The sequence below is a fragment of the Shewanella olleyana genome (genome assembly GCF_023283825.1).
GTDB lineage: Bacteria > Pseudomonadota > Gammaproteobacteria > Enterobacterales > Shewanellaceae > Shewanella > Shewanella olleyana.
The window spans coordinates 25,211-38,401 of sequence record NZ_JAKILD010000028.1 but is presented as its reverse complement, the minus strand read 5'-3'; the positions used below and the strand labels follow the sequence as shown (position 1 = coordinate 38,401).

The following is a 13,191-nucleotide window of genomic DNA, read 5'->3' as shown; positions in this document are numbered from 1 at the left end:
TAGCTAATAATCAGAACTGAATAGAAAGGGGAAGTGCGCGTGGATATATATAGCACAGAAGAACAACAAGTAGATGCTATTAAGCAGTTCTGGAAAGATTACGGTAGCTCAATCATTGTTGGTGCCGTCGTAGGTCTAGGTGGATTATACGGTTGGAATTACTATTCTGACGTGAAAATCGAAAATGCTGAAGCTGCTTCTGAAGCATTCCAAAGCATCGCAGCGAATAGTGCTGACAGCGCAGCTGTTATGGCGGCAGTGAGTGACTTTGGTCAACAACATGATCAAAAAGGCTACCAAGCATTACTTGAGTTAATGTCAGCTAAAGCTGCTGTAGAAGCGGGTGATTTAGATAAGGCCGAAGCTGCCTTCACTAAAATCATTGCTGCAAACCCAGGTGCATCTTTAACTTCATTAGCGACTATTCGTTTATCTCGTGTACAAGCTGAGCAAGGCAATTTAGGCACAGCTTTAGCTACATTAGATCAAGTTAGCGATGAAGCATTTACTGCTCAGCGTGATGAGCTAAAAGGCGACTTCTTAGTGCGTCAAGGCGACATGGATAAAGCTAGAGCAGCTTACCAAGCTGCTGTTGATAATGGCGGCTCGTTATCAAGTCCTGCATTACAAATGAAGCTAGACAACTTAAACAAGGCATAAGGAATTAGCCGAATGAAGTCTTTATGCAAAACCTTGCTAGCAGCGGGCTTAAGTGTCGCGATGCTATCTGCTTGTTCTTCAAGTGATGTTGAAGAAGAAGTTGTAACAGAGCTTACTGAAATCCAAGCGACTGTATTTCCAGAAGTAAACTGGACTGTCAATGTGGGTCATGGTGTGGGTGATTACTACTCACAACTGAAACCTGCTGTGTTTTATGGTCATGTCTATGCTGCAGACCGTAACGGTACTGTCATTGCATATGATCAAGAAACAGGTAAGGTCGCATGGCGTAAAGATTTAGCGGCAGAATTTAAAGATACTGCACTGGCTAAAACTAAAGAAGCACGTATTGCTGCTGGTGTTACCGTAGGCCGTAATAAGGTCTTTATTGGCGGCGAATCAGGTTTACTTGTTGCTTTAGATGCTAAAACTGGCGACGTCATGTGGCATGCTATTGCGAGTGGTGAGCTTTTATCGGCACCTACAGTGTCTGAGGATTCTGTCGCTGTGCATACCAGTGATGGTAACTTTGAGTCATTTTCAATTGAAGATGGCAGCAAGTTATGGACCCACGAAATGCAACTGCCAAACTTGACCCTTCGTGGTACAGGTTCAGCAGCATACGATTCTGGTGGTTTCTTCCTAGGTACCGCAGATGGTAAAATATCAGTTATTGTCAAAAATAACGGTCAAGTAGCTTGGGAACAAGCAGTGTTTACGCCAACCGGTGGTAACGAGTTTACTCGTATGGCCGATGTAGACATGAAACCGTTAATTTTGGGCGATAATTTATACGCGGTAAGTTACAATGGTAACTTGGTGTCAATGGAGCTAAGAACTGGTCGAGTTGTTTGGACTCGTAAGTATTCAAGCTTCAATGAATTAGCCGCAGCAGGAGTTGGACTTTATGTCGTTGATGACCATAGCCGTATCTACTCAGTAGATAGACGCAATGGTTTGGAACTCTGGAGTAATACTACGTTAACTAACCGTAGCTTAACGTCTCCTGTCGTTATTGGTTCTTATATTGTTGTAGGTGACTTTGAAGGTTATCTGCACTTTATCGATCGCAACACTGGCGAAGTCGCTGGTCGAGTTGAGGTTGATAGTGATGGTTTATTCTCGCAGCCGGTTGTGGCTGGAGACAAAATTTATGTGCAAGGTCGTAGCGGGAAGCTATCTACTGTAATCCTGCCATAAATTAACCAGTAAACCTTATTAGAGCCCCTGGAAGTGTGTTCCGGGGGCTTTTTATTTAAAAGTTTTTAGAGGCAAAATCATGATCCCTGTAGTGGCCCTTGTGGGGCGACCTAATGTTGGTAAGTCAACTTTATTTAACCGTCTTACTCGCACAAGAGATGCGCTTGTCGCCGATTTTCCTGGTTTAACCCGTGACCGTAAATATGGTCGTGCGTTTTTATCTGGTTACGAATTTATTGTGGTTGATACTGGTGGTATCGACGGCACTGAAGAAGGGATCGAAACAAAAATGGCTGAACAGTCGCTTGCTGCGATTGAAGAAGCTGATGTCGTATTATTTTTAACTGATGCGCGCGCTGGCTTAACATCTGCTGATTTAGCGATTTCAGAGCATTTACGTAGCCGTGATAAGACAACCTTTGTTGTTGCCAACAAAGTTGATGGTATTGACGCTGATTCGGCTTGTGCTGAATTCTGGTCATTGGGTTTAGGTGAAGTATATCAAATGGCAGCTGCGCAAGGCCGCGGTGTGACCAACATGATAGAGTACTCACTAGCACCTTATGCCGAAGCGATGGGAATTACTCGCCAAGATTCTGATGAAGAAGGTGAAGAAGTTCGCGAATACACCGAAGAAGAAGCGGAAGCAGAGCAAGAGCGCCTGCAAAACTTGCCAATTAAATTGGCTATTATCGGTAAACCAAACGTAGGTAAATCAACACTGACTAACCGTATTTTAGGTGAAGAACGTGTGGTGGTTTACGATGCACCTGGTACCACTCGTGACAGTATCTACATTCCAATGACACGTGAAGACCGTGAGTATGTATTGATTGATACTGCCGGTGTTCGTCGTCGCAGCAAAGTGCATGAAACCATCGAGAAGTTCTCGGTTATTAAGACTTTGAAAGCGGTTGAAGATGCTAACGTGGTGTTACTGGTTATTGATGCACAAGACGGTATTTCTGAGCAAGACTTAGGTTTATTAGGCTTTGCTTTGAACGCCGGTCGCGCAATCGTGATAGCAGTGAACAAGTGGGATGGTTTAGACCAGTCATTTAAAGAAAGCGTTAAAAGCGAGCTTGATCGCCGTTTAGGCTTTATCGACTTTGCACGTATTCACTTTATTTCAGCGCTTCACGGTACTGGTGTAGGTCATTTATACGAATCAATTGAAGAAGCTTACGACAGTGCGACTCGCCGAGTGAGTACTTCTATGTTGACCCGTATCATGCAAATGTCTCAAGACGACCATCAGCCTCCTTTGGTGCATGGTCGCCGCGTTAAGCTTAAGTATGCTCACGCTGGTGGTTATAACCCGCCAATCGTTGTTGTTCATGGTAACCAGGTGAGTAAATTACCTGACTCATACAAGCGTTACATGATGAACTATTTCCGTCGTTCATTAAAAGTGATTGGTACGCCAATTCAAATCCGTTTCCAAGAAGGGGCTAACCCATTCCAAGGTAAAACGGAGAAGTTGACGATTAGCCAAGAGCGTCGTCGTAAGCGCGCGATGAGCCATATCAATAGTCGCAAAAAATAATTTATTTTCTGTGAGTTACCCAAAACCTGAATGACTAAAAAGTGATTCAGGTTTTTTTATGTCTCTGACTTACTTGTGTTTGAACTGAGGTATTTGAACTGAGGTTATTGACAGTTATTGACAGTTATTGACAGTTATTGACAGTTATTGAGTGTTATTGGCTTGGTAAGGTGAAACCCGCAATGAACTAGCATAAGCGAATGTTAAGTTTCAGCTCTTATAGTGAATATTTACTTTAAGCTAAGAGGTTTTTATGAGTACTCACAGTCACTTTCCTGCTATCCATCGTCTTTTGCATTGGGGGCTTGCGCTGTCAATGTTGGTGATGCTGTTAACCATCTTACTGCGTTTAGGCTGGATGGAGAAAAATCATATGGCCGAGATGATCCAGCAAGGATTATTGCAGCTTGACTTACTCATCAGTGACAAACAAGCCGTCATTATTGCTAAAAGCATTCGTAATGTGATGTTTAAGTGGCATCTTTATTTTGGCTATGCGGTGGCTGTTTTTGTTTCGCTGCGGTTTATTTACATGGCAAAATGCGGCTTACAATACCCTAGCGCATTCAGTAAACAGGCTAGCGGCCGTGAAAAATTTCAAGCATGGGTGTATTGGTTATTTTATCTGGGTATTGCGCTATCTGTCACCACAGGCTTGTTGATTGAATTTGGGCCTGATTCAATTGAACACCAATCTGAAACCGTGCATAAACTTGCCTTGTGGTATTTTATTCCGTTTATCAGTTTGCATTTGGCCGGAATAATATTGGCCGAATTTACCCACGATAAAGGCTTAGTCTCGAGAATTATCAGCGGGTAAACACATTCACCACTTGTGTTGAACTAAGCCTATTGAACACAGTATCACACAGTATCAGCGGTTGTTTTTATTGCTTCAAGACTGCGTCATGGCGTTAGTGCTAGCACGGTGCTTATCATTCTTCATTAACCAACTCTTATTCGCTATCCCATACTCGTCAGACCTTGTTAACGGGTTAATCGTTACCTATTTAACTCGCGCACTTAACACTCTATTAAACTTATTCGTCACAATGCTTAATAAAACCTTAAGATTGAAGATTTAACTTGGATGATATTGAATCATTTACAAGTCAGTCATTCATGACACCTCAAAAATTAAAACTAACAAAGCGAGTCTCCATGAAGCGATCATTACTAGCGAGTTTGTTACTCACATTGGCCTTTAGCGGCTCATTATTTGCTGGGCCTTCACTTGATCATACTGTACTCACCAAAGAGGGCACCGAAACTAGCTTGAAAGAGTTTGCTGGCAAAGTGGTGTATGTGGATTTTTGGGCCTCGTGGTGCGGTCCATGTCGTAAGTCTTTTCCTTGGATGAACCTGATGCAGGCCAAGTATCAACAGCAAGGTTTTGAAGTGGTTGCTATCAATCTTGATGTTGATACTGAGTTAGCCCATGAGTTTCTCACTAAAATCCCCGCTAATTTCAATTTACGCTTTAATCCAGTTGGGGATGTGGCAAGGGAGTTTGATTTACCCGGTATGCCAAGTAGCTATTTATTTAACCGCCAAGGCGAATTAGTTCAGCGTCATGTTGGTTTTTTTGACAAGAACAAGCCTGCTTACGAGCAAGAAATTCAACTGTTGTTAAAGGAGTAAAACGATGAAAATATCGAGTTTTAAGCAATATATTAAGCTGTTATTTGCCTTGTCGATTATCAGTAGTTTAGCGGGCTGTTCGAGTTTAGGGGTAGAGCCGTGGGAAAAGGATCAATTTGCCCGCGCCGATATGGCACTTAATAACGAAAAGTTAGATTTAGCATTAGATGACCATATTTACTTCAGTAAAGAAGGCACCAGTGGCGGACGTTCATTAGCTGGAGGAGGTTGTGGATGCAACTAACTTCGAAACAAAGCATCGCTAGTGCATTGGCTATGGCTAGCTGCAGTTTGTTGTCACAACAAGCCAGCGCACAAGAGCCTGTACCGGCAAACGATGATTGGAAGGTCGATGCCGCCATTATGTATTACGGTGAGCAAGACCGTGTACAAGCCGTTGAAGCTATTGGTAATGTGCAAAAAGCCTTTGGTGAAGATTCGCTGCTCGATATGAAAATTGTTGTCGACAGCTTAACTGGCGCTTCAGCCTCTGGCGCTGTAGCACAATCCATCAGCCAAACCTTTACACGACCTTCAGGTAAGGGAGAGTATACGGTCGACCCAGGTGAAACACCCCTTGACGATACGTTCCAAGATACTCGAGTGCAGTTAAGTGCCAATTGGCAGGAGATTTTAAATCCTGACTGGACGGTTAACTTGGGTGTTTATGGCTCTAAAGAATACGATTATTTATCATTAGGCTTAAATGCGGGTGTGGAGCGCAGTTTTAACAAAAACAACACCACCCTTGCCTTATCGGGTGCCTATACTAATGATACTGTTGATCCTGTGGGCGGTCGTCCTGTGGCATTATCAGAAATGGTATTTCGCGGTGATTATGATGGCGATGATGCTTTTCAAGCCGCATTTGACGCCACTCGATTAGACGGTGATGACACCAAGCAAACCGCTGATGTCATGCTAGGTGTGACCCAAATTTTGAATCGCAATTGGTTAATGCAAGCTAACTATGGCTTTTCAAGTGTGTCGGGTTATATGACCGATCCCTATAAAATTCTCAGTATGGTCGATGGTAATGGTGAGTCCCATGGTTATCGCTACGAAAACCGCCCAGACTCGCGCACTAAGCACAGTGTTTTCTTGTTAGCGAAAGGCGCATTGGACTCAGGGGTGATTGATTTTTCTTATCGCTACAATACTGATGACTGGGATATTCAAGCGCACACTTTAGAAACCCATTATCGCTATTACTTTACCCCAAGCTTATATGGCCAGCTTCATTTGCGTTATTACCAGCAGCAAGCTGCTGATTTTTATCAGCCATTTTTGCGCACAGAAGTCGCATTACCTGAGTATGCCAGTGCTGATTATCGCATTGGTGACATGTCAGCTTATACCGTAGGGCTTAAGTTTGGCCATCGCTTATCTGGCGGCCATGAGCTGAGCTATCGTATTGAGTATTATCAGCAAAACCCTGAAAACAACGGCACAGATATCCCTGGTGAGTTAAATAATCAGGATTTATTTCCATCGGTGAAAGCAATCGTAGCTCAAATAAGCTATTCGTTTTAAATAAATAGTCTTAATATAAATAAACGCAAAACATCAGAGTTATTGAAATTGTTAAATAAAGCCGCTGTTACATCACAAGCCGCTACATCTAAGGCCCCACAGGTCGCGACGCTTATACGTCGCCCTTGGGGCTTTTTAGGTTCATTTAGCGCCATGGCAAGTCCATGTGAAATGTTAATGCGACTTGATGATGAGCGCATTGCCCAGCAGATGTTAAATATCGCGGTAGCTGAAGCCGGCAGAATAGAGCGTAAATATAGCCGTTTTTTACAAGGTAATATTGTTTGGCAACTCAATAATGCCCAAGGGCAGGCGGTTAACATTGATGCTGAAACCGCACATTTACTGCAATTTGCCCAGCAATGTTATCAATTAAGTGACGGCGCTTTTGATATCAGTGCAGGTCCTCTAATGAAGTTGTGGCGCTTTGATGGTAGCCATCAAGTGCCAGCAGCTAGTGCGATTAAATCGGCATTAAAGCTAGTGGATTTTAGCGCCATTGATTTTACTGACAGCCAATTGACTATGGCTGCAGCAATGAGTTTAGATTTTGGTGGCATAGGCAAAGAGTATGCGGTGGATAGTACGGCGCAATTACTCAGCAAGCGTTGGCCTAAGATCTCTGTGCTAGTGAATTTTGGCGGCGATATCGCCTGTCCCATCCTTAACCCTGATGGCTGGCAAGTGGGGATTGAAAACCCGCAGCAATTGGATAATGCCGCGGCGCTGTTAACCATACGCCAAGGCGCATTAGCCACTAGCGGCACCACTCGGCGCTACATTGAAGTGGATAGTAAACGCTATGGCCATATTATTAATCCTCGAACCGGATATCCGGTGGAGCAAGCGCCGCTTTCTGTGACGGTATTAGGGCCAAATAGCGTAACCGCGGGAATGCTATCGACCATGGCAATGTTAAAAGGCGCTGCTGCTGAAGCCTTTTTGAGTGAGCAAGGTGTTGACTTTAAAGTGTTTAGATATGATTAAATCGCGCTTTAGTTATTATAAATTCAATATATAAGAGCAATAAGGGAATAACCGATGCGGGTATTGTTAGTCGAAGACAATCAGTTATTAGCACAAGGCGTGGTATTGAGTTTGGCTAAAGAAGGGATCCAAGTGGATCACTTATGTTCTTATAACCAAGCGTTAGCCGCGTTGGATAATGAAGATTTTAGCGCCATTATTCTTGATTTAGGTTTGCCTGATGGCAATGGCGAAGATTTATTAAAGCACTGGCGTAAAGCGGGAGTATCTTTGCCGATTATTGTGCTTACCGCCAATACGGATTTTGATACTCGCTTAAACTGTTTAGACATTGGCGCAGATGATTATCTCAGTAAACCGTTTGATGTACGGGAACTAGTCGCCAGACTGCGAGCGATTGTTCGCCGCCAACACGGCTTAGATAACAATCAATTTAGTTTCGGCGCCTTGACCATCGATTTTACTCGCTGCGAAGTCCATTTTCGAGAGCAATTAATCAATCTGCCACGGCGGGAATATCAACTGTTATTGGAGTTTGCCCAATCAGCAGGGCGAGTGCTAACCCGCAGTCAGCTTGAGCAATTAACCTATGGTTGGGATGAAGTAGGCAGTAATTCCATTGAAGTGCATATTCATCATTTGCGTAAAAAAATGGCCTCAGAACTGATTAAAACCGTTAGAGGCATTGGCTATATTTTAGCTGAAATTCAATAAGCATTAATGGTCAGCAGATCATAAAAGGATATTATGTTTTCGTTACGTTTCTCCCTTAGTTTATTGATGTTAGTCGGGATCTTACTCACCGTATCGGTTGCCAGTGCGCTGAGTAGCCGCGATGCCATGTACGAGATCGAAGAGCTATTTGATGCTGAAATGGTACAAACCGCCAAAGTGTTGGATTTATTTTATGTCAAAAGGCTCACTGCCGCCAAAGTGGCAAGCTTGATTGAGCAGCCTATTCGCTTTCATGTGTCAGAGTCTGAAATAGAAACCTTTGCCGAGCAGTCTAGGGTAGAAACCCTCTCTTACGAGCGAAAGCTGTCATTTCAATTGTTTACCGCAGCAGGTGAGTTACTTGCATACTCAGATAATACTGGTGTAAAACCGCTCACGGATTTTAACCACGGCTATGCCTATCAGGCAGTCGGTGAGCACACTTGGCATGTTTACAGTTTGTTTTCAACTGCACAACAGGTGTGGATTGTGACTGCTCAGCGTGATGATGTGCGCCAAGAGTTGGTGGATAAAATTAACGCCAATAGCTGGCGCTCACCTTTAATTATTGCGCCTATAATGTTGCTGATTATGCTTTTGGTGACTTACTACTTATTTAAGCCCATCAAACTACTTGAACGTCACTTAGCTTATCGTAGCGCCGAAGATTTAGCGCCCATTAATATCCGTTTGCCATCTGAACTTATTTCAATTCAGCAGGCACTTAACCGTTATTTAGCCCGTATTGACGATATGATGATCCGCGAACGCCGCTTTAGTGCTGATGCCGCCCATGAGTTAAAAACTCCCTTAGCCATCATTAAACTTCATGGTGATGGTCTAGAAAACGTGATTAACTCATCAAACGATGAAAGCTTAAAGCAACAAGCAATGCCTTATACTCAAGCCATGGGGCAAGGCATTAGGCGCATGAGTCATACTGTTGAGCAGTTGTTATTGCTATCAAGGGTTGATGCCATTGAAGCGATTAATAAAACTGAATGCGATTTACAAAGCCTAATTGATAATGTGATTAATCAGTTAGTGCATATTGTGGCCGATTATCAGTGGCAGCTTGATATCCCGAAGGGACTTACCGTTAAAGCTGATAGCTTTTATCTTGAATTAGTATTAAAAAATATTATTGAAAATGCCTGTAAATACAGCCCTAAAGAATCGGTAATTAGCATTTGCGCTGAACAAGAGGCTAACCAATGCGTTATTAATGTGATTGATCAAGGCATAGGCATGTCTGTAAGCGAAATTGATTTAGCCAAGAACCGTTTTTATCGGGTTGATGAAAATGTATCCCAAGGTGCAGGGCTGGGGTTATCCATTTGTCAGCTCATTATTATGTTGCATCAAGGTGATATGAGTTTTCATCAAGCCACGCCTCAAGGACTAAAGGTCAAGACTGTGCTACCCAATTAAACTAACTTAGTTAGGGCGTGTTGATCTTTACTGGTTAAATTTTGTTCGAGATAAAAGTGTTTTAATTGAGGCGGATGGATTGATGCCTAGTCATCTAAGCGAAATTCATCCAACAAAGAGTAAAACACTTTTAGTCGAACCCTTTGGGCAGCGTTTGTTGGCGATTTTTACTGCGTTATCGACTTTTTATGTAGAATAACTACACCACAAAGTCTCTGCCTTGTATAAATGGCCAACAATTCGCTGCAAAAACAACCTTGAAAGATCAACACGCCCTAATCTTGGGATAGAAAAAAGCCTGAGTCACAGTGAATGTGATTCAGGCTTTTTGCTTATTTCACTCGCTGCTTAGACGAGTGATCACTGCTTGAGTGACTGCCACCACGATTGTTGTGAGATACATTACTCGCTCTTTGCTGCGGTTTGGCGCTACGGTTGTTACTCACTCGCGCGGTTTGGCTGTAGCGCTTGCTACTTTGCTGTTTATTAACAGTCGGTCTGCTGGTCGCTTGTCGATTAGTAACCTGCCTGTTGCTCGGCTGTGATTTATTTGCCGTTCTCAAGGCTTTATCATGCTGGCCATTATGCATTTTATTGGTATTACTTGGTCTAGTACTTGGCTTAGTACTGGGTTTGGTGCTCGGTCTAGTATTCGCTCTAGTGCTGGGCTTTGCGCTATAGTTTGGCTTAGCATTATGATTATTTTTTAATGCTTTATTCACCCGTTGCTGCTTTGCTATATGGCTTGGCTTAGAGTTATGCAGCTGAGCAGACTTACCTTTATGAGCAGGTTTTTGAGTATGAGCCAGTTTGTGGCTTTTATTATAACGAGCACGATCATACTTATGGCTTACTCTCGGCGCTTTATAAGCTACACCACGACGGTGGGCTGGTTTATGTTTCCAGCGCTGTGAACCATTGCTATAAGCTATTTTGTGCGGTTTACGGTAATAACGCGTGTTGCGATGATTGACCACCACTACACGGTGATGTGACCAATGCACAGCGCCGAAAAAGTAGTTGAAGTTAATATAGACACTCGGCCCCCAATAGATAGGGCGATGGTGTGGTCGATGATGCGCATAAGCTGGATAGCGCCAGTAAACAGGTGGATATGCATTCCAGCGCCAATGGCCATACACGACTCTCGTATCGTAAACTGGAACATAAATTACTTCTGGCTTTGCAGGTTCAATAATGATCTGTTTCTCAACCCGAGTGACAGTCATATTATCCATATCGCTAAAGCTATCAGCCTCATCGGCTTGTTGTCTTAGGGTTTGGATGCCAGCAAGCACCACGGCTTCATCTTGTAAAAAGGCTTCGCCTAAGGTCTGAGTCCAGTCTAAATCTTCATTTAATTTCTCAAGCACAGTAGGGAAGGCTGTGAGCGCGGTGACACTGGGGTCCCATGACTGCAGCTCAGCTTGCTGCATTTTTTGCTCGCTATCTAAACTGGCATTTTCTTTTACCCAGCGATGGGCTTGCACAACTTCAAGTGGATAAGTCGACGCAATTAAAATATGGGTAAGCAAACTATCTGGATACAGTGCAATAGGTGCTAGCATTTGTGCCAGCTCCGCCTCAGATTGCTGAGTTTGTTCATACTCTGACGCATTATTGCTATCAACAGCCAGCGTTGCTGTCGGCGACAATAAACATAAGCAGAACAATCCAGCTTTAATTAATTTATTGGGGATAGATAATAATGTCATGTTATCTCCAGGTACCAAGTTGCGGTACTTTACGAATGTTAGAGATAGCATAACCAAGTGAAAATGAACGTAGGATGAAAGCGAATAGCGTAAGGATAGTTATTTTAGATAAATACTAGGGCCTGTTGAACTTTGCTGGTTAAGTTTTGTTCGAAGTAAAAGCGTTTTAATTGAGGCGGATGAATTGATGCCTAGTCATCTAAGCACTTCTTTTTAAAAAGATGCATCCAACAAAGAGTAAAACACTTTTAGTCGAACCCTTTGGGCAGCGTTTGTTGGCCATTTTTACTGCATTATCGACTTTTTATGTAGAATAACTACACCACAAAGTCTCTGCCTTGTATAAATGGCCAACAATTCGCTGCAAAAATAACCTTGAAAGATCAACAGGCCCTAATATTGAAGGCTGGCTTACATAATAAACTAGCTGGCAAACGTTAATGTGAACTTAGCGCCGCCATAACTTTCGGACTGAGACACAACTAACTCGCCTTGGTAGGTTTTTACTAAATCCTGAACGATAGCCAAGCCAATACCATGCCCTTGATGGTAAGTATCTGCTCGCATGCCTCGTTCAAATATATTCTGGCGTTGTTGCTCTGTGAGCCCTTGGCCATCATCTTCAATGATAAAGCTCAGTACAGAGTCAGTTTGCACAACAGATAAACAAACTTGGGACTTAGCGGCTTTACAGGCGTTATCCAGCAAATTACCTAACATCTCATGTAAGTCTGCTTCTTCGCCTTTAAACATTAACTTAGGCGCAGCTTGGTAATCGATATCAACGTGAGAGTCTTGATAAATTTTGGCTAAGGTTCGAATCAGTTTACTGGCAACATCATCAATACTGATGCCTAAATGCCATGCTTGGTTAGCACTAGATTTAGCCTTGTTCAGTTGATAGCTAATGATGTTGTTAATATTTGTCGCTTGCTCTTTAGACTCTTCACTTAACTCTGTTTGGCTTTGCAGAACAGCTAACGGGGTTTTTAAACTGTGAGCCAAATCAGCTAAGGCATTACGATAACGTTGCCTTTGTTGTTGCTCAGTATTTAGCAATACGTTTAGCTGTTTAGCGACTGCATTTAACTCGTTAGGATAATCTTGATTAAGGCGTGTTTGCTGGCCTTTATCCACCAGTGCAAGCTCTTTAGTAAATTGATTTAATGGTTTTAATGTCCAAAATAACCACACTCCTTGAACGAGTGCTAACACTATCATTAACACTATGAGCCATGTCCACAGGGTGGTATTAAATTCACTAATTTGCTTTTGATAATCAGCATCATCTTTAACAATATGCACTGTGATGGCTAATGGTTTTTCATTGGTTTCAAAACTTACACTAAAGCTATATACCACATGGTTGTTGTCGCCATTTCCGGCTAAATCGTCAAATCGAACCTGAGTTAACGAACCTTGTCCCATAACAGGAGTTGGCAGTGCTAAGTTTGTAGAACTTGTTGCAGGCAGATCTAAGCCAAAGAATGATTCAGAATGCCATACCAGTTCATTATTTGACGTGATAAGTGCATATAGGCCAGAGCCGATGACATTGAACTGGTTTTCTAACAAGTAATTGGGCATGACGACTTTATCGTCTTTGACTTCAGTGACCGCAAGTACTGAATAAACATAAGCGCGTAATTGATTGTTTATCGATTGGGTAATTTGATGCTGAAAGGCGCTATTTACGGTGACACCGATAAGAGGCAGTAACACCAATATCAGCAATAGACCACTGAGCATTAAACGAAACGTTAA

Annotated in this window: 12 protein-coding genes and 1 pseudogene; 11 read left to right on the top strand and 2 right to left on the bottom strand. The window is 42.8% G+C overall.

The window, feature by feature from the left end:
- Positions 1–39 precede the first annotated feature (39 nt).
- From L2735_RS17250 to L2735_RS17205, 10 genes are all read left to right on the top strand, one after another.
- A complete protein-coding gene (locus L2735_RS17250) occupies positions 40–660 on the top strand; it encodes a tetratricopeptide repeat protein (RefSeq protein WP_248985883.1) in 621 nt (206 codons plus the stop codon).
- Between the two features lie 12 nt (positions 661–672).
- Entirely contained in the window at positions 673–1,860 is a 1,188-nt protein-coding gene (bamB, locus tag L2735_RS17245; RefSeq protein WP_248985882.1) for an outer membrane protein assembly factor BamB, read from the top strand.
- A 79-nt stretch (positions 1,861–1,939) separates the two neighbouring features.
- On the top strand, positions 1,940–3,406 hold the full coding sequence (gene der, locus L2735_RS17240) for a ribosome biogenesis GTPase Der (protein ID WP_248985881.1): 1,467 nt from the start codon (positions 1,940–1,942) through the stop codon (positions 3,404–3,406).
- 253 nt (positions 3,407–3,659) lie between these two features.
- Entirely contained in the window at positions 3,660–4,226 is a 567-nt protein-coding gene (locus L2735_RS17235) for a cytochrome b/b6 domain-containing protein (protein ID WP_248985880.1), read from the top strand.
- A gap of 341 nt (positions 4,227–4,567) precedes the next feature.
- The gene (locus L2735_RS17230; protein ID WP_248985879.1) at positions 4,568–5,047 is read left to right on the top strand and encodes a TlpA family protein disulfide reductase; all 480 of its coding nucleotides are present in this window, start codon (positions 4,568–4,570) and stop codon (positions 5,045–5,047) included.
- Positions 5,048–5,051: 4 nt separating this feature from the next.
- The gene (locus L2735_RS17225) at positions 5,052–5,291 is read left to right on the top strand and encodes a DUF4266 domain-containing protein (RefSeq protein ID WP_076542707.1); all 240 of its coding nucleotides are present in this window, start codon (positions 5,052–5,054) and stop codon (positions 5,289–5,291) included.
- Complete coding sequence (locus L2735_RS17220; protein WP_248985878.1) at positions 5,282–6,580, top strand: DUF3570 domain-containing protein; 1,299 nt, start codon at positions 5,282–5,284, stop codon at positions 6,578–6,580. Before L2735_RS17225 ends, L2735_RS17220 begins: the two co-directional genes overlap by 10 nt.
- A 153-nt stretch (positions 6,581–6,733) precedes the next feature.
- Positions 6,734–7,567, top strand: a complete 834-nt coding sequence (locus L2735_RS17215) for an FAD:protein FMN transferase (RefSeq protein WP_248985902.1) — start codon at positions 6,734–6,736, stop codon at positions 7,565–7,567.
- 54 nt (positions 7,568–7,621) lie between these two features.
- Positions 7,622–8,281, top strand: coding sequence for a response regulator transcription factor (locus tag L2735_RS17210; RefSeq protein WP_248985877.1), 660 nt, complete (start codon positions 7,622–7,624; stop codon positions 8,279–8,281).
- 33 nt (positions 8,282–8,314) lie between these two features.
- Positions 8,315–9,712, top strand: a complete 1,398-nt coding sequence (locus L2735_RS17205) for an ATP-binding protein (RefSeq protein ID WP_248985876.1) — start codon at positions 8,315–8,317, stop codon at positions 9,710–9,712.
- Positions 9,713–10,044: 332 nt separating this feature from the next.
- On the opposite strand, the gene L2735_RS17195 is transcribed toward L2735_RS17205, so the two are convergent.
- Positions 10,045–11,427 (bottom strand): DUF3300 domain-containing protein, encoded by a 1,383-nt coding sequence (locus tag L2735_RS17195; RefSeq protein WP_248985875.1) that lies wholly within the window; start codon positions 11,425–11,427, stop codon positions 10,045–10,047.
- A 221-nt stretch (positions 11,428–11,648) separates the two neighbouring features.
- On the opposite strand from L2735_RS17195, the pseudogene L2735_RS20215 reads away from it, so the two are divergent.
- Positions 11,649–11,846: pseudogene (locus L2735_RS20215) on the top strand (hypothetical protein).
- Between the two features lie 4 nt (positions 11,847–11,850).
- On the opposite strand, the gene L2735_RS17185 reads toward L2735_RS20215, so the two are convergent.
- Positions 11,851–13,176, bottom strand: coding sequence for an ATP-binding protein (locus tag L2735_RS17185; protein WP_248985901.1), 1,326 nt, complete (start codon positions 13,174–13,176; stop codon positions 11,851–11,853).
- Positions 13,177–13,191 lie beyond the last annotated feature (15 nt).

What these genes read in the sequence shown, in the direction of transcription:
- bamB (WP_248985882.1), top strand. Translation starts at nt 673, where the DNA reads ATGAAGTCTTTATGCAAAACCTTGCTAGCAGCGGGCTTAAGTGTCGCG.
- der (WP_248985881.1), top strand. Translation starts at nt 1,940, where the DNA reads ATGATCCCTGTAGTGGCCCTTGTGGGGCGACCTAATGTTGGTAAGTCA.
- L2735_RS17235 (WP_248985880.1), top strand. Translation starts at nt 3,660, where the DNA reads ATGAGTACTCACAGTCACTTTCCTGCTATCCATCGTCTTTTGCATTGG.
- L2735_RS17230 (WP_248985879.1), top strand. Translation starts at nt 4,568, where the DNA reads ATGAAGCGATCATTACTAGCGAGTTTGTTACTCACATTGGCCTTTAGC.
- L2735_RS17225 (WP_076542707.1), top strand. Translation starts at nt 5,052, where the DNA reads ATGAAAATATCGAGTTTTAAGCAATATATTAAGCTGTTATTTGCCTTG.
- L2735_RS17220 (WP_248985878.1), top strand. Translation starts at nt 5,282, where the DNA reads ATGCAACTAACTTCGAAACAAAGCATCGCTAGTGCATTGGCTATGGCT.
- L2735_RS17215 (WP_248985902.1), top strand. Translation starts at nt 6,734, where the DNA reads ATGGCAAGTCCATGTGAAATGTTAATGCGACTTGATGATGAGCGCATT.
- L2735_RS17210 (WP_248985877.1), top strand. Translation starts at nt 7,622, where the DNA reads ATGCGGGTATTGTTAGTCGAAGACAATCAGTTATTAGCACAAGGCGTG.
- L2735_RS17205 (WP_248985876.1), top strand. Translation starts at nt 8,315, where the DNA reads ATGTTTTCGTTACGTTTCTCCCTTAGTTTATTGATGTTAGTCGGGATC.
- L2735_RS17195 (WP_248985875.1), bottom strand. Translation starts at nt 11,427, where the DNA reads ATGACATTATTATCTATCCCCAATAAATTAATTAAAGCTGGATTGTTC.
- L2735_RS17185 (WP_248985901.1), bottom strand. Translation starts at nt 13,176, where the DNA reads ATGCTCAGTGGTCTATTGCTGATATTGGTGTTACTGCCTCTTATCGGT.